The organism is Aeromonas sp. ANP5 (assembly GCF_963870295.1).
In the GTDB taxonomy this organism is placed as follows: Bacteria; Pseudomonadota; Gammaproteobacteria; order Enterobacterales; family Aeromonadaceae; genus Aeromonas; species Aeromonas veronii.
The window spans coordinates 12,364-27,732 of the sequence record NZ_CAWMRY010000005.1 but is presented as its reverse complement, the minus strand read 5'-3'; the positions used below and the strand labels follow the sequence as shown (position 1 = coordinate 27,732).

Here is a 15,369-nt window from a genome sequence, read left to right as displayed (position 1 = left end):
GCCCTATTATGCAGGTGGCACGTACCGAACAACAAATCGAGATCCCGACCAGCTGGTCTGCATTGCCTATGGGGGACTGGGTGGCGGCCGAGATCCAGGATCGGCTCGACAACTGGTGCCCCAATCTGTTTGGGTATCATCTGCTGAAAATTGGCGCTCTGAGCGCCGAACTCTCCTGCAAACGCTCCTCCATTCGTCACCAGATCGGGGTCGCCCCCGGCGGGCGGCTGCTCGACATGTATGGCGATCCCCTCGATCTGCCGGTGCGGACCGGCAGCGTCGATGCCTGCCTGCTGGCCCACTGCCTCGATTTCTCTGCCGATCCTCATCAGGTGTTGCGCGAAGCCGAAAGGGTGCTGACCGACGATGGCTGGCTGATCATCAGTGGTTATAACCCCATGAGTCTGGTCGGGATCGGTCACTGTGTGCCGTTCTTGCGGCGCAGAATGCCCTGGTCGGCACGGATGTTCACCCCGGGGCGGGTGACGGACTGGTTGCATCTGCTGGGATGCGAGGTGATGTTCGACGAGCGTTTCGGTTACTCGTTTATGGGGAAACAGAGCTGGCACAGTTGGTGGCGGGAGAGTATCGGGCGGGATTATTGCAGGGCATTTGCATCGGTATACGTGATTGCGGCCCGTAAACGGCGCTTTCCACTTATCCCGGTGCGGCGGCGCTGGCAGCTGCCAAAGTCCCTCGCCACACCGGGAATGGCCCGTCAGGGCTGGTAGCCGGTATCTTCGGCCAGATCCTTGCCGCAGGCGGCCTCTCTGGCCAGCTCGTCGCACCGTTCGTTCTCCGGGTGGCCGGAGTGACCCTTCACCCAGAGCCACTCAATCTGGTGGCGACCCACTTCCGCATCCAGCTCCTTCCAGAGATCGACGTTCTTGACCGGTTGCCGGTTGGCGGTCATCCACCCTTTCTTCTTCCAGCCGATGATCCACTGGGTGATCCCCTGGCGGACATACTGGCTGTCGGTGGTGAGGCGCACCTTGCACGGTTCGTTGAGGGTGCGCAGCCCCATGATAGCGGCCATCAGCTCCATCCGGTTATTGGTGGTCAACCTGAATCCTGCGGAAATCTCTTTGCGGTGCTTGCCGTAGACCATCACGGCCCCGTAACCACCCGGGCCCGGATTGCCGAGGCAGGAGCCGTCGGTATAGACATCAATCTGTTTTAACATGAGCAATCAATCTGTTTTAACATGAGGCTTGGGGTAAACTAGCGAGTAAGTAAAGCCGAAGTTTGACATAGATTGGATCATGAACACACCCCAACTGAATCGCCAGATCATTCTGGATACTGAAACCACAGGTATGAATACGGCGGGCGGCCCTGTCTATCTGGGGCACCGCATTATCGAAATCGGCTGTGTGGAGGTGATCAACCGCAAGCTGACCGGTAACCACTATCACGTCTATATCAAGCCTGATCGTCTGGTCGACCCGGAAGCGATCCAGGTGCACGGTATTACCGACGAGTTCCTGCGTGACAAACCGTCGTTCAGCCAGATTGCCGACGAATTCCTCGAGTTCATCCGCGGCGCCGAATTGATCGCTCACAACGCACCGTTTGACGTGAGCTTCATGGACTACGAGTTCAGCAAGCTCGGACTCAACTTCAAGACGGCGGATATCTGCACCATCACAGATACCCTGGCGATGGCGCGGGATCTCTTCCCCGGCAAGCGCAACAACCTGGATGTGCTGTGCGATCGTTACGGTATCGACAACTCCCACCGTACCCTGCACGGGGCTCTGCTCGATGCGGAGATCCTGGCTGACGTCTATCTGTTGATGACCGGTGGTCAGACTAAACTGAATCTGGCCACCGAAAGCAATGAAAACGAGAGCAATCAGGACACCAGCATTCGCCGGTTAGAGAGCAACCGACCCGCCCTCAAGGTGGTGCGTGCCAGCACCGAGGTTCAGGCCCTGCACGAGGCGAGACTGGACCTGGTACAGAAGAAAGGAGGAAGTTGTCTGTGGCGGCAATGAGCAAGTGGTGTGCCGGTCTGCTGCTATTGCTCTCGCTGGGGGCGACGGCGACCGAGGTATTTGCCCCTTCCGATATTCCGCTGCTGGATAACCGCTTTCGCATCGATTATGGGGTTAAGGAGATAACCTTCATCATCAAGCGCAAGCCGGGCACCCCGTCCGTGATCCTGGTTCGCCCCGATGGCAGCAAGCTTTACGTGGGCAAGGTCAAACCTGCCGATGTGGGTTGGCTGGCGCTGCCAGAGCATGATCTCATTACCCTGCGCAATCCCATGCCGGGCCCCTGGCAGGCGATTGGCGAGGTGGATCCCGACAACCGGGTGCGCATTCTCTCCGATATCCGGCTCGATATCGCCGCCCTGCCGATGCAGCTCTATCAGGGGGAGGTGGTCAAGCTCAAGGCGTGGTTGCTGATCAATGGTCAGCCGCCGAAAGATAAATACTATCTCTCTGATCTTGGCATGACCGTCAAGCTGCAATCGTTCAGCGATGCCGATAAGAAAGAGGTCGTGCTGGATCAAGTACTTGGCCACTATCGCGATGATGGCAAGGGGCTAGATGAGGTGCCAGGCGATGGCATCATGACGGCGGAAGTGACGCTGCAGGATATTCCCGGTGGCAAGTACCGCGCCATGTTCAGCACGGGCAATCAGGTGTTTGTCCGTGCCCGTTATCAGGATGTGCTGCTTTACCCCTATCCGTTCAGCTATAACTTGTCGCCGCCTTCGGATGAGCTGGGTGCCAAGCTCTCACTGCTAATCGACCGTGATGAGCTGGATCCCGCCTCTGTGGTGGTCAAGGGGAGTGTGACCAGCAATGTGGGCGGCCTCTACGAGTTCAGCGAGACCGCCAGCGACCCCAAGCTTGATATCGATCTCTCCAACATCAAGGAGGTCGGTCAGCATGAGGTGAAAGCAACCCTCTATGGCACCACTCGCCTCGGCCGTGAGCTGAAAATCGAGTTGCCGGTGAAAACCTTCAATGTCTTCCCGCCACCGCCGCCTCCTGTAGAGGTGGTGTCGGCCGCCACACCGGCCTCCAGTGCCGAGGCGACCCATGAAGTTCCGGCAGAGGAGGAAATGGGCTGGCTGATCTGGGCATTGGCAGGTGGTGGTGTGCTGCTGGCGGTATTGGGTGGGGTCGGGTTTGTGGTGATACAAAAACGGCGTGCCCTGAAGCGTGCTCTGGCCGCTGCACAGGCCGAGAATCAGCAAGCTGGACAACCTGCTGCCAAGCTGGATCTCAATCTGCCAGAGCAGTAACCCTCGTACTGAAGTGGCGTGATGCCAGAAGATAAAAAACCGCCCTGATAAGCAGGGCGGTTTTTTTTAGTTCATAAACAGAACAAGCTGGCTATCAGTGTTCGCCGATATAGACATCCTTGTTCTGCTCGCGGATCTCGAGGAACTTGTCCAGATTGGCCATCATCAGCTCGACCAGCTGGGGGTCGAAATGCTGCCCCTTCTCCTCTTCAATCAGGGCCAGCACCTTGTCCAGCGGCCACGCCTTCTTGTAGCAGCGATCCGAACCCAGGGCATCGAACACGTCAGCCAGCGCCACAATCCGCCCCTCCAGCGGAATATCGGCCCCCTTCAAACCGCGGGGATAGCCACTGCCATTCCACTTCTCATGGTGATTGCCAGCGATGGTGGCACCAATCTGAAACAGCGCCAAATCGCTGCCGGAGAGCATATCCTGCCCGAGCTGGGCGTGGGTTTTCATGATCTCCCACTCTTCCGGTGTCAGCTTGCCCGGCTTGTGCAAGATGGCATCAGGAATTCCCACCTTGCCAATGTCATGGAGCGGCGAGGCTCGTTTCACCAGCTCGCTCTGCTCTTCGCTCATGCCCATCAGGTGGCAGAACTGTTCGGTATAGAGCGCGACCCGTTTGACGTGCAGCCCTGACTCTTTTGAACGGGTTTCGACCAGTTCGCCGATGCGATAGATGATCTCCCGCTGGTTGTCGGCGATCACCTCATTGAGCCGGATATTCTCCAGCGCCACTATGATGTTTTCGGTAAACAGGGTCAGCAGACTGGTATCGATCTGGCTGAGCTGGCGGGTGGTCTCGATGTGGAACAGCAGGTGGTGGCGCGGATTCTGACAGTAGAGCACCATCTGGGTGGCGTTATAGACGTTGCTGCGCTTGCTCATGGCCTGGCGCAGGATCTCCGGCGCTTCTGTGAGGAGCATGGCGGGATGGCCGGGGAGCAGGGGCTCCAATACTTGATCCTTCACCTCATAGGCGTATTGCTTGACGTCGTATATCTGGGTTTCCCCCAGATGGAGCAAGGCGCTGAGCTGCTCCTGGGCGCCTTCGACAAACTGGCGCAAGGCCCTTTTCTCAAAGATCCCCTTGGAGGCTTCGATGACTTTTTCCAGCCCCTGGCGGTTACTCTCCAGGGTGCGAATATCCCGATATGAGCGCAGGCTGGCCCGCAGCAGGGTGCGCAGCTTCTGGGAGGTGAGCTCGGTTTTATCCTTGTAGTCGTTGATGTCGTAGTTGGTGACCACGTCATCTTCCGGCGCCTGGCCGGGTTGGCCGGTACGCAGCACGATGCGTACCATCTTGTTTTGCAGATCTTCACGGACGTATTTGACGACATCGAGGCCGGCGTGGTCGACCTCCATCACCACGTCCAGCAGCAACAGGGCAACGTCCGGGGTGGTGGCCAGCAACTCCTTGGCCTGTGCCGCGGAATAGGCATGCAGAAAATCGATGGGGCGATTGTCAAACTCGAATTTGTTCAAGGTGATTTTGGTGATGCGATGCACTTCAGGCTCATCGTCAACAATCATCACCTTCCAGCCCGCTTGCTGTGCGTCGGGGAGGGAGAGATCGTCATCATCAATAATCAGGATCTGGTCATCCATCATACAATCCTGTTTGGCATCCTGTGCTTACATTAACTGCTTCACTAAGGATAGGAAACTTATTGGGAAATAAAATTTGATCTCGAAAAACTATGGTCGAAATAAGCAAATGGAACCCTTTATGACTGTGGCGTTGTCCGGCTCCTTTCTTTGCCCAATCATGGAGCTAGCGTGCATAAAGCCTATTTCTGGATTGGGGTGTGGACGCTAGTGGTTGGGAATGTTTGAATCCAGCTTGTAGCTATTAGACGAGAAACAATCTTATTTGATAGTGATTCCTATTTGCGTGTAGCATGGGCGACACACTCAACGAGGAGCCCCATCGTGTCCCCATCTCTGCCTCCCAATCGTCCCCGTCTGCTGACTGTCAAAGCCATTACCCAGATCACCCCCCATTTGCGTCGCATCACCTTTGGTGGCAGCGAGTTGGCTGACTATCCTTTTACCTGCGGTGGGGCCCATATCAAGGTGATGCTGGCCCAGCCCCATCAGGTAGAGCCGGTGCTGCCTGCCATGACCCCGAGCGGCCCGCGCTGGAGTGACCCGGCGGACAAGCCGGTGATCCGCACCTACACCATCCGCGCGTTTCGCCGTGATGAGCAGGAAATTGATATCGACTTCGTGCTGCACGGTGACGGCGGGCCCGCCAGCGCCTTTGCCACCCATGCCAAGCCGGGAGAGAAGGTGATCCTCTCCGGGCCGGGTGGCCCCAACCCCATGCTGCAACCGGCCGATCACTACTGCCTGGTGGGGGATCTCACCGCCTTGCCCGCCATCATGGCGATGTGTGAGGTGATGCCTGCCGATGCCAGAGGGGAAATTGCGATTCTGGTGCCGGATCAGGCCGATGCTCAGCCGTTGACGCTGCCGGTCGGGGTTCGCTGTCACTGGTTTGTCGGCGAGCCCGAGTCCAGCGGCCTGCTGGAGCATGTGATTGCTCTGCCGCTGGTGCGCGATGGTGGCTTCTTCTGGCTGGGTGGGGAAGAGGCGCTAGTGCTGCCGCTGCGCCGCCATTTTCGGTCTGTGCTCGAGGTGGATCGTCAGTCGCTCTACGCCGTGCCGTACTGGCGCCGGGGCAAGAGTGAAGAGGCCTATCACCAGACCCGTCACGATGTGATGGATAATTAAGCGGATGCGAAAGAATACCTGATTCACCCTTGCAAATAAAAATGATTTGCATTTAGTATTGCGCCGTCCGGGTATTCGTCCGGGCGGCGTTTTTATTTCCGTTGACACAAGAGCGCCCTGTTTTCACGTCGGTTTGGCTGCATGTTGTCAGACCCAACGCAAGGAGTCGTAAAGGGTGGTTAAGTACCAGACCCCTCTGTTCTGGCTGGGATTGTTCCTACTGTTCGTACTGCTTTCTCTTTCGCTCGCCACCGGTGCGGGTGTTTATGGTGCCCGCGAGGTGCTCGGCTACCTGATGGGGGATGCCCGCTGGGCTGGCGACGAGAAGCTCGCCATGGTGCTCAATACCTTGCGACTGCCGCGCACCCTCTGCGCCATGGTGGTCGGCGCCTCTTTATCTCTGGCTGCCTCCTTGTTGCAGAGTGCGACCCGCAACCCGCTGGCGGAGCCCGGTCTGCTCGGGGTCAACGCCGGGGCCGTCTTTGCGCTGGTTGTGGGGCTCACCTGGTTCGGGGTGGAGTCCGCCTACGGCTATCTGCTCTGGGCAGGACTAGGCGCGCTGCTCGGCAACGTGATTGTGCTGGGGCTTGGCATGATGATTGGCCGCTCCAACCCCCTCAAGCTCATTTTGGTCGGGGTGGCGCTCTCCGCCACCTTCGGCGGTCTCTCCAGCTTTTTGCTGCTCTCCAACAAGATGGTGCTGGAGCAGTACCGCTTCTGGAACCTCGGCTCCCTGTCGGCGGCCAATCTCGATGCCATCATAGCCGTACTGCCCTTCGTGCTGGCGGCGTTTGTCATCACCTTGCTGCTCTGTCGCCAGCTGACCCTGATGCAGATGGGGGACAGTCAGGCCCAGGCGCTCGGGATCCGCCCTAACCGGGTGCGAATTGGCGTGCTGCTGGCCGCCACTCTGTTTACCGCCAGTGCCATCGCTATCGCCGGCCCCATCGGCTTTGTCGGCTTTCTGGCCGCCTACTGTGGCCGATTGGTGGAGCCGGTGAAGCTGTCGGTGCAGGTCTGTTTCTCCGCCCTGTTCGGCATGCTGTTTCTGCTGTTGGCCGACATTCTGGCGCGCTGGCTGATCCAGCCGTTCGAGCTGCCAAACGGGGTCATTCTGGCCCTGATCGGTGCACCTGTGCTGATCGCCATCGTTCACCGCGGGGGCTTTCGTACCCTGCTGACCGTCAAGTGAGGGGCTGATGCGTACACCTACCGATATGCTCTGCCTGCGGGCCGGCAACCGCTCTTTGCTGCTCCATCTACCGAGCTGGCGCTGGCTTGCTCTGCTGGCCATGGCGCTGCTGGCGCTGGCTCTGCTGGCCCTGAGCGTTGGCGGCGGCAAGCTTGGCTTGGCCGGGGTGGTCAACACCCTGCTGGGGGAGGGGACCCGGCTTGAGCAGCTCACCCTGTTCAAGATCCGGCTGCCGCGCATCCTTGGGGTCGTGGTGGCGGGGGCGGCCATGGGGCTCTCCGGCTGTCTGGTGCAAACTCTGGTGCGCAACCGGCTGGCCACACCCGACATGGTGGGGGTCAACAACGGCGCCTCTCTGGCCATCATCGTCTTCTCCCTCTACCTGACCGTGGGCAGCTGGCCCTGGTGGGCGGCCCCCATCGGCGCCATCTTCGCGGCGCTGGTGCTCTATGCCCTCTGCCGCAAACCGGGTGAGCAGGGCTATCTGTTCGTGGTGATCGGTATCGGCCTCTCCGAGCTGTTCGAGGCGCTCGGCCAGTTTGTGATGTCCACCCAGGCTTTGCTGCACTTGAGCTCCCTCTATCTGTGGAACATGGGCAGCTTTATCGCCGTGGGTTACAGCACTATCACCCCGATTGCCATCCTGTTGCTGCTGCTCTGCCCGTGGATCGTCTATCTCTCCCGCTCGCTGGCGGTGCTGCGCTTTGGCCCCGAGATGGCCAGAGGGCTTGGCGTCAACGGCGATCGGGTGCAACTGGGCATTCTAGCCCAGGCCATTCTGGTGGCGGCGCTCGGCACCGCCATCGGCGGGCCCGTGGTCTTTATCGCCATGGCGGCCCCCATTCTTGCCTCCTGGCTGGTAAAAGACCGGGTGGTGCCGCTCTGGCTGGCTGCGCTTAGCGGCGCCCTGCTGCTGCTTGCCAGCGATACCCTGGTCCGGGTGCTGGCCAGCCCCCACGAGGTGGCGACCGGTATCATGACCCGCATTCTCGGCGGCCTGTTGCTGCTGTTTCTTCTTGTTAACGATCGCCAGAGGGCTGACTGATGACGCTCACCGTAAATCGCCTCCATTTCGCCTATCAGCAGACCCCCATTTTGCGGGATATCTCCTTCAGCGTGCCGAGGGGCAAGCTGGTGGGGATCGTCGGCCCCAATGGCTGCGGCAAATCGACCCTGCTCAAACTGCTCTCCGGCCAGATGAAAGCCCAACGCGGCGAGATCCTGCTCAAGGGCAAGCCGCTTTCCAGTTACCCCATGAAGGGGCTGGCGCGGGAGCTCGCCTATCTGCCCCAGCGGCCGACCCTGCCTGCCGGCATTCTGGTGGAGCAGCTGGTGCAGTATGGCCGCCACCCTCATCAAGGCTGGTTCAATCAGTGGGGTGAGGAGGATGCCAGCATGGTGCGCAGCGCCTGCGAGCGGATGCAGCTTGAAAGCATCTGGCAGCAGAGCGCCGCGTCCCTCTCCGGCGGGCAGGCGCAGCGGGCCTGGCTTGCGATGATCCTGGCGCAGGACAGCGACATGGTGCTGCTCGACGAGCCCACCAGCGCCCTCGATATCGGCCACCAGACCGAGGTGATGGAGGCGATCCATCGCATCACTGCCGAAGGCAAAACCGTGCTGCTGGTGATCCACGATCTGGCGATGGCGGCCCGCTACTGTGACGAGTTGATCGCCATCGGCGAGGGGACCATTGCCGCCATGGGCCCGGCCCGGGAGGTGGTGACCAAATCCCTGATCGATCAGCTCTACCAGACCAGTGTCGACATTCTGCATGCCCCCGGCGACGGGGCACCCATTATCGTGCCCCGTCGTCACGAACATGGCCGAGCCCTGCGTTCGGCGAGTTGAGTCATATGGGCCTGCTCTGTGGGCCCACCGAGTGTATTCACGCGGCCGATTATCCGGGCCGTGCAACGAGAAGGAGTGAGATGATGAAGCGTTTTGCCGCCCTGGCAGCAGCCATCCTGATGCTGGCCGCGCCGCGGGTTCAGGCGCAGGAGATGCGTGAAGTGACCGATGCGTTTGGCCAGAAGGTGCAGGTGCCAGCCCAGCCAACGCGGGTGGTGGTGCTGAGCGAGCTCGAACTCGACAGCACCCTGACCCTGGGGCTGACCCCCATCGGCGCCGTCAATGGCCGTGGTCAACCCACCTTGCCTCGCTATTTGCTGAACAAGGCGGGCATGGGGATCCAGGTGATCGGCGATCTCGACAGCCCCAATCTGGAGTCGCTGATTGCGCTGGAGCCCGACCTTATCCTGACCGGCCAGACCCGTCCCGAGCTGCTGACCTTGCTGGGGGAGATCGCGCCGACCGTGGTGACCAGCAAGTGGGGTGAACCGTGGCAGGATAGCTTCCGCCGCACCGCTCACACCCTCAACCGCGACCAGCAAGGGGATACTTTCTTGCTGCAGTATGCCGAGCGGCTGACTCAGGCTCGCAGCAAGCTGGCCAAGCATCAGGGGGAGAGCATCAGCATAGTGCGCTGGAACCCCAAGGGGCCGAGCTTTATGTATCAGGGCACCTTTGCCAGCAGCGTAGTGGAGTCGATGGGGCTGGTGCGTCCGGGCAAACAACAGGGGACTGGCGCGCCCCATTCACCGGCGCTGAGTCTGGAGTCCCTCAACCTGTTGGATGCCGACTGGCTGGTGGTCGGTACCCTGAGCGCCACCGGTGATGCGGTGGATGCCATGCGTCAGGCGGAGCAGACCCCGGCGTTCCAGCAGTTGCCGGTGATCAAGGCCAAGCGCTTTGGCGCCGTGGACGGGTCGCTCTGGACCTCCAGCGGCGGCCCGCAGGCGGCCCTCAAGGTGATCGAGGATGTGGAGCAGTTGCTGGCAACCCGCAGCTGAGTGCTATCGCGCGCCAGAGGTTGACCACATGAACAGGTTGACCAAAGAAGAGGGAGGCTGATGCCTCCCTCTTGCGTTGTCACTGTCTATCGTGACCTCTTCGGCGAGCCAGAGCCGTTTATTGCGGCTGGATGGCTGTCACTGTGAGCTTGCCGCTCTGGCTTTCGGCATGAAAGTGGATGGCATCCCCCACCTTCAGCTCCTTGAGCTGGGCCGGATCTGCCACTCGAAAGACCATGGTCATGGCGGGCATCTTGAGATTCTCGATCGCCTCGTGCTTGATGCCGACCTTGCCGCTCCCCTCATCGAGGCGGGTAATGACCCCCTTGGTCATCACCATTGCGGCCTGTTCGTTCATCTCACCCGTCTGGCTCATCTCGTGCCCTTCATTGTGCGTCATCTCCTCGGCTTGCAGGCTGGTGTGGGTGGCAAGGCCAAGCAGCAGGGTCAGGGTCAGCGTTTTGTAGTTCATGATGGTTTCCTCATCGTTCAGTCAATATGGATCGTGAAATCGGGTTATTCGGATTGCGGGTTCGCGCTCTTGCCAAGGCTGCGACTGCGCCACAGGTAGTAGGCCGCGGGCAGCACCAAGAGGGTCAGCACCAGCGCGCTCACCATGCCGCCGATCATGGGGGCGGCGATGCGCTGCATCACTTCGGATCCGGTACCGTGGCTCCACATGATGGGCAAGAGGCCGGCGATAATGGTCACCACCGTCATCATCTTGGGACGCAGGCGCAGGGCGGCGCCCTGGATCACCGCCCGATGCAGACCCGCCTTGTCCGGCTTGCCGCTGGCCACCAGGTCATCCCAGGCGTGGTTGAGGTAGACCAGCATCAAGACGCCGGTCTCTACCGCCACCCCCGCCAGAGCGATAAAGCCCACCCCGACCGCCACCGAGAGGTTGAAGTCGAGCAGCCAGAGGGTCCAGATCCCGCCCACCACCGCCAGCGGCAAGGTGGTGAGAATGAGCAGTACCTCCTGAACGCGGCGAAACGCCAGATAGAGCAGCAGCACGATGATGGCGACCGTCAGCGGCACCACGTAGGCGAGGCGCGCCTTGGCCCGTTCCATGTACTCGTATTGGCCAGACCAGGTGAGGGCGTAGCCCGCCGGCAGCACCAGCTGCTTGCCCACCTCGGCTTTGGCCTCATCGACGAAGGAGCCGATATCGCGGCCGCGAATATCGACGTAGACCCAGCCGTTGAGCCGCGCGTTTTCACTGCGCAGCATGGGGGCTTCATCGCTGATGTAGACCCGGGCTACATCCGCCAGCGCGATGCGCGCCCCGCTCGGGGTCACCACCGGCAGCAGCTCGAGGCTGGCCACCGAATCCCGATAGCTCTGGGGATAGCGTAGGTTGATGGGATAGCGCTCGCGCCCCTCGATGGTCTGGCCCACCTCCATGCCGCCCACCGCGGTGGCGAGCACCGCCTGCACGTCGGCGATGTTGAGGCCATAGCGGGCTGCTTTGAGCCGGTCGATATCCACCTTCACATAGCGGCCACCGGCCACCCGCTCGGCGTAGACCGATGAGGCGCCTTCCACCTTGCCGACGATCTGTTCGAGCTGTTGGCCGAGCTGCTGGATCACCTTGAGATCCGGCCCCGCTATCTTGATGCCCACCGGGGTCTTGATGCCGGTGGCCAGCATGTCGATGCGGGTCTTGATGGGGGGCACCCAGGCGTTGGTGAGACCGGGGAAGCGGATGAGGGAGTCCAGCTCCTCCTTGAGCTTCTCCGGGGTCATGCCGGGTCGCCACTGATCGCGGGGCTTGAGCTGGATGCTGGTCTCCATCATCACCAGGTCGGCGGGGTCGGTGGCCGATTCGGCGCGCCCCGCCTTGCCAAACACGTTCTGCACCTCGGGCACGGTGCGAATGAGCTTGTCGGTCTGCTGCAAAATCTCCCGCGCCTTGCCCACCGAGATATTGGCCGCGGTGGTGGGCATATACATGATGTCCCCCTCATCGAGCGGCGGAATGAATTCGGAGCCCAGGTACTTGAGCGGCCAGAAGCCCGCCACCGTCACCACGGCGGCGATGGCAAGGGTGGTTTTCGGACGGGCCAGCACGGCCTTGAGCAGTGGCACATAGCCCTGACTCAACCAGCGGTTGAGCGGGTTGGCCTGCTCCGCCAGCACCTTGCCACGGATAAAGTAACCCATGATCACCGGCACCAGCGTGATGGCGAGCCCGGCCGCCGCCGCCATGGCGTAGGTCTTGGTGTAGGCGAGGGGGTGGAACATCCGTCCCTCCTGCGCCTCCAGCGCGAACACCGGCAGGAAGCTGATGGTGATGATGAGCAGGGAGAAGAAGATGGCGGGCCCCACCTCGATGCTCGCCTCGGTGATGATGCGCCAGCGGTTCTTGTCGGTGAGCGCTTCCCGCTCCATGTGTTTGTGGACGTTCTCGATCATCACGATGGCGCCATCCACCATGGCGCCGATGGCGATGGCGATGCCCCCCAGCGACATGATGTTGGCGTTGATCCCCTGCAGGTGCATCACGATGAAGGCGGTCAGGATGGCGATGGGCAGGGTGATGACCACCACCAGCGACGAGCGCAGGTGGAACAGGAAGGCCAGACAGACCAGTACCACCACCGCGAACTCCTCCAGCAGCTTGCCGGAGAGGTTGTCGATGGCGCGCTGGATAAGGTCGGAGCGATCATAGACGGTAACGATCTCCACCCCTTGTGGCAGGCTGCTCTTCAGCTCCGCCAGCCGCGCCTTGACCCCGTTTATGGTGTGTTGGGCATTCTCGCCATAGCGCATGACGATGATGCCGCCCACCACTTCCCCTTCACCGTTGAGCTCGGCGATGCCGCGCCGCATCTGGGGGCCGGTGAGCACATCTGCCACATCCCCCAGCAGCAGCGGGGCGCCGCGCACATTGGTACCGAGCGGGATCTGCTTCAGATCCTCGACGCTTTTCAGATAGCCATTGGAGCGCACCATGTACTCCGCTTCCGCCATCTCGATGACGGAGGCGCCGGTCTCCTGATTGCCCTGCTTGATGGCGGTCTCGATAAGGGAGAGCGGGATGCCGTAGGCGCGCAGCTTGTCCGGATCGACCCGCACCTGATACTGGCGCACCATGCCGCCGACGGTGGCGACTTCGGAGACCCCCTCAACCGTCTGCAACTCGTACTTGAGGAACCAGTTCTGCAGCGAGGTGAGCTCGCTGAGGTCATGCTTGCCAGTTCTGTCCACCAGCGCGTACTGATAGACCCAGCCCACCCCGGTGGCATCGGGGCCGAGCTGGGGGCGGGCGGAGGCGGGCAGATTGGGCGTAACCTGGCTCAAATACTCCAGCACCCGGGCGCGGGCCCAGTAGAGGTCGGTGTTGTCGTCAAACAGCACATAGACGAAGGAGTCGCCGAAGAAGGAGTAGCCGCGCACCGTGGTGGCCCCCGGTACCGCCAGCATGGCGGTGGTAAGCGGGTAGGTGACCTGATCCTCCACCACCTGAGGCGCCTGGCCCGGATAGGAGGTTTTGATGATCACCTGCACGTCGGAGAGATCCGGCAGGGCATCCACCGGGGTCTGTTTGACCGACCAGAGCCCCCAGGCGGTGAGCATGAGGGTCAAAAGCAGCACCAGAAAGCGGTTGCCGATTGACCAGCGAATAATCGAGGGGATCATGGCTTGGCTCCCATATTGTGCTGGCTATGGCCCATCCCTTCCATCTCATCTTTTGCCTGCTCAAGAGCATGGCCGCTGGTCGGGGCCTTCTCCTGATGGATGGTGGTGATGCGGTACTCATCCCCCTCCTGCATTACCTGCAGGTGCAGGGTCTGCCCCTCGACCAGCTTGCTGATATCGACCCCGTCGGCGACGGTGAACTCCATCTCCATGGCGGGCCACTGCCACTCGGGGATGGGCTGGTGGGAGACCATCAGGGTACGGTTGGCCAGATCGATGCTTTCAACCTCGCCCTGGGTCCACACCTGTGCAGGGCGCACCGCCGTCATACGCTGGAAGTCCGAATCGATGGCCGACTCGGAGTCGAGCAGGAACTGGGCCGAGCTGACGATGTTATCCCCAGCCTCTACCCCTGCCTTGATGGCAACCTTGTCGCCAAACTGGGGGCCGAGAGTGACGGCGACCGACTTGAAGTTGCCATCCCCCAACGCCAGCACCAGCCGATCCTGACTGCCGGTGCGGATCACCGCTTCGCTCGGCACCACCAATTGCGGCTCTCCCTGCCCGGTGCGAATGCTCACCTTGGCAAACATATTGGGTTTCAAAAACTCGTCCGGGTTGTCAAAGCGCAGTCGCACCTTGAGGGTGCGGGTAGCTGCGTCCAGGGTCGGATAGAGGTAATCCACCTTACCTTGCCAACTGCGACCGGGGGCATAGTCGAGAGTCATGGTGACCGGATCCCCCACTTTCAGCTGGGCGGCTTGACGCTCGAACACCTCGGCACTGACCCACACCTGCTTGAGGGTGCTGATGTTAAACAGCGCCGCAGCGGGCTCAACATACTGGCCCTCGCGCACCTTGAGCTCGGAGACATAACCGCTGCTGGGGGCGTAAATGCTGATGGTGTCGCGCACCTGACGGGTGCGCTTGAGGGCTGAGATTTGATCTGCCGGTACCTGCAGGGACTTGAGCTTGCCCTCGGCAGCGCGCAGCAGCAGTGGGTTGGCGGTGTTGAGAGCGAGCAGGTATTCGTGCTGGGCGTTGACCAGATCCGGCGCGTAGAGCTCGTAAATAAGGCTCCCCTTGCTCACCTGCTGCCCCTCGCTCTTGATGGCGAGGGTGCGGATCCAGCCCGCCATGCGGGCGTTGACTGCCTCCAGCCTGTCCTCGTCATACCCGACATAGCCCACCGTCTCGATCTGTTGGTGGATAGGCAGCTTCTCCACCTTGGCCAGCCGCACCCCCAGGTTCTGCTGGATCTCGGGGCTGATGGTGACTGTGCCGGGTGAGCCGTTTTTTTGTTCCTCATAGACGGGGATAAAGTCCATCCCCATGTTGTCCTTGGCCGGGCCGTCGCGCTTGTCGCGGGGATCCATGGGGTTGACCCAATAGAGCGGCGTCTTCTCTTTGGCGCTGGCGCCATCGGAGGTCTGTTTGGCGGCCCAGTAGCCGCCACCGGCGCCAAGGACGAGCAGCAGGGCCGACATCAGGATGGTCTTGTTCATGACTGGCCTCCGGCGCGGGTCTGCATGCAGAAAGTGCAGGAGGATAAGGCGCCCGCGAAGGCAGCAACCTTGGACTGTGAAAAGTGGGCTGGTGACATAATACGTCTTCTCTTTTGCAGGCCGCCGGTCGGGTGAGGTGCAAGGCATCACCAAAGGGGCTGGCGGCAAACGGGGCGCAG

General features: G+C 61.1%; 13 protein-coding genes. 8 read left to right on the top strand and 5 right to left on the bottom strand.

Annotation, left to right across the window (positions count from 1 at the left end):
* Positions 1-8: 8 nt before the first annotated feature.
* A complete protein-coding gene (locus AACT07_RS04520; RefSeq protein WP_005361718.1) occupies positions 9-731 on the top strand; it encodes a methyltransferase domain-containing protein in 723 nt (240 codons plus the stop codon).
* Here AACT07_RS04520 and rnhA read toward each other — a convergent pair.
* The gene (gene rnhA, locus AACT07_RS04515; RefSeq protein ID WP_021231230.1) at positions 719-1,183 is read right to left on the bottom strand and encodes a ribonuclease HI; all 465 of its coding nucleotides are present in this window, start codon (positions 1,181-1,183) and stop codon (positions 719-721) included. The genes AACT07_RS04520 and rnhA overlap by 13 nt on opposite strands.
* 79 nt (positions 1,184-1,262) lie before the next feature.
* Between rnhA and dnaQ the strand changes: the two genes are divergently transcribed.
* Positions 1,263-1,997: a DNA polymerase III subunit epsilon gene (dnaQ, locus tag AACT07_RS04510; protein ID WP_064336501.1), complete on the top strand. Its 735-nt coding sequence runs from the start codon at positions 1,263-1,265 to the stop codon at positions 1,995-1,997.
* On the top strand, positions 1,994-3,259 hold the full coding sequence (locus AACT07_RS04505) for a TIGR03503 family protein (RefSeq protein WP_069526732.1): 1,266 nt from the start codon (positions 1,994-1,996) through the stop codon (positions 3,257-3,259). The genes dnaQ and AACT07_RS04505 overlap by 4 nt, the downstream gene beginning before the upstream one ends.
* A 94-nt stretch (positions 3,260-3,353) precedes the next feature.
* On the opposite strand, the gene AACT07_RS04500 is transcribed toward AACT07_RS04505, so the two are convergent.
* Positions 3,354-4,871 carry an HD domain-containing phosphohydrolase gene (locus AACT07_RS04500; RefSeq protein ID WP_042055501.1) on the bottom strand — a complete coding sequence of 506 codons (1,518 nt, stop codon included), beginning with the start codon at positions 4,869-4,871 and terminating at the stop codon, positions 3,354-3,356.
* Between the two features lie 324 nt (positions 4,872-5,195).
* Here AACT07_RS04500 and AACT07_RS04495 point away from each other — a divergent pair, with 324 nt between their 5' ends.
* From AACT07_RS04495 to AACT07_RS04475, 5 genes are all read left to right on the top strand, one after another.
* Complete coding sequence (locus AACT07_RS04495; protein ID WP_069526731.1) at positions 5,196-5,999, top strand: siderophore-interacting protein; 804 nt, start codon at positions 5,196-5,198, stop codon at positions 5,997-5,999.
* Positions 6,000-6,174: 175 nt separating this feature from the next.
* Positions 6,175-7,191, top strand: a complete 1,017-nt coding sequence (locus AACT07_RS04490) for a FecCD family ABC transporter permease (protein WP_069526730.1) — start codon at positions 6,175-6,177, stop codon at positions 7,189-7,191.
* A gap of 7 nt (positions 7,192-7,198) precedes the next feature.
* Complete coding sequence (locus AACT07_RS04485) at positions 7,199-8,236, top strand: FecCD family ABC transporter permease (protein WP_069526729.1); 1,038 nt, start codon at positions 7,199-7,201, stop codon at positions 8,234-8,236.
* Positions 8,236-9,039 carry an ABC transporter ATP-binding protein gene (locus tag AACT07_RS04480; RefSeq protein WP_069526728.1) on the top strand — a complete coding sequence of 268 codons (804 nt, stop codon included), beginning with the start codon at positions 8,236-8,238 and terminating at the stop codon, positions 9,037-9,039. The genes AACT07_RS04485 and AACT07_RS04480 overlap by 1 nt, the downstream gene beginning before the upstream one ends.
* An 83-nt stretch (positions 9,040-9,122) precedes the next feature.
* Complete coding sequence (locus AACT07_RS04475) at positions 9,123-10,040, top strand: ABC transporter substrate-binding protein (RefSeq protein WP_069526727.1); 918 nt, start codon at positions 9,123-9,125, stop codon at positions 10,038-10,040.
* A 118-nt stretch (positions 10,041-10,158) separates the two neighbouring features.
* Here AACT07_RS04475 and AACT07_RS04470 read toward each other — a convergent pair whose 3' ends face one another.
* Genes AACT07_RS04470 through AACT07_RS04460 form a run of 3 tightly spaced genes read right to left on the bottom strand, consistent with a single transcriptional unit; the run spans position 10,159 to position 15,190 of the window.
* Entirely contained in the window at positions 10,159-10,512 is a 354-nt protein-coding gene (locus AACT07_RS04470; RefSeq protein ID WP_069526726.1) for a copper-binding protein, read from the bottom strand.
* A 44-nt stretch (positions 10,513-10,556) separates the two neighbouring features.
* Entirely contained in the window at positions 10,557-13,685 is a 3,129-nt protein-coding gene (locus AACT07_RS04465) for an efflux RND transporter permease subunit (RefSeq protein ID WP_069526725.1), read from the bottom strand.
* Positions 13,682-15,190, bottom strand: a complete 1,509-nt coding sequence (locus AACT07_RS04460) for an efflux RND transporter periplasmic adaptor subunit (protein WP_069526724.1) — start codon at positions 15,188-15,190, stop codon at positions 13,682-13,684. Before AACT07_RS04460 ends, AACT07_RS04465 begins: the two co-directional genes overlap by 4 nt.
* Between the last annotated feature and the right edge of the window lie 179 nt (positions 15,191-15,369).

What these genes read in the sequence shown, in the direction of transcription:
- AACT07_RS04520 (WP_005361718.1), top strand. Translation starts at nt 9, where the DNA reads ATGCAGGTGGCACGTACCGAACAACAAATCGAGATCCCGACCAGCTGG.
- rnhA (WP_021231230.1), bottom strand. Translation starts at nt 1,183, where the DNA reads ATGTTAAAACAGATTGATGTCTATACCGACGGCTCCTGCCTCGGCAAT.
- dnaQ (WP_064336501.1), top strand. Translation starts at nt 1,263, where the DNA reads ATGAACACACCCCAACTGAATCGCCAGATCATTCTGGATACTGAAACC.
- AACT07_RS04505 (WP_069526732.1), top strand. Translation starts at nt 1,994, where the DNA reads ATGAGCAAGTGGTGTGCCGGTCTGCTGCTATTGCTCTCGCTGGGGGCG.
- AACT07_RS04500 (WP_042055501.1), bottom strand. Translation starts at nt 4,871, where the DNA reads ATGGATGACCAGATCCTGATTATTGATGATGACGATCTCTCCCTCCCC.
- AACT07_RS04485 (WP_069526729.1), top strand. Translation starts at nt 7,199, where the DNA reads ATGCGTACACCTACCGATATGCTCTGCCTGCGGGCCGGCAACCGCTCT.
- AACT07_RS04480 (WP_069526728.1), top strand. Translation starts at nt 8,236, where the DNA reads ATGACGCTCACCGTAAATCGCCTCCATTTCGCCTATCAGCAGACCCCC.
- AACT07_RS04475 (WP_069526727.1), top strand. Translation starts at nt 9,123, where the DNA reads ATGAAGCGTTTTGCCGCCCTGGCAGCAGCCATCCTGATGCTGGCCGCG.
- AACT07_RS04470 (WP_069526726.1), bottom strand. Translation starts at nt 10,512, where the DNA reads ATGAACTACAAAACGCTGACCCTGACCCTGCTGCTTGGCCTTGCCACC.
- AACT07_RS04465 (WP_069526725.1), bottom strand. Translation starts at nt 13,685, where the DNA reads ATGATCCCCTCGATTATTCGCTGGTCAATCGGCAACCGCTTTCTGGTG.
- AACT07_RS04460 (WP_069526724.1), bottom strand. Translation starts at nt 15,190, where the DNA reads ATGAACAAGACCATCCTGATGTCGGCCCTGCTGCTCGTCCTTGGCGCC.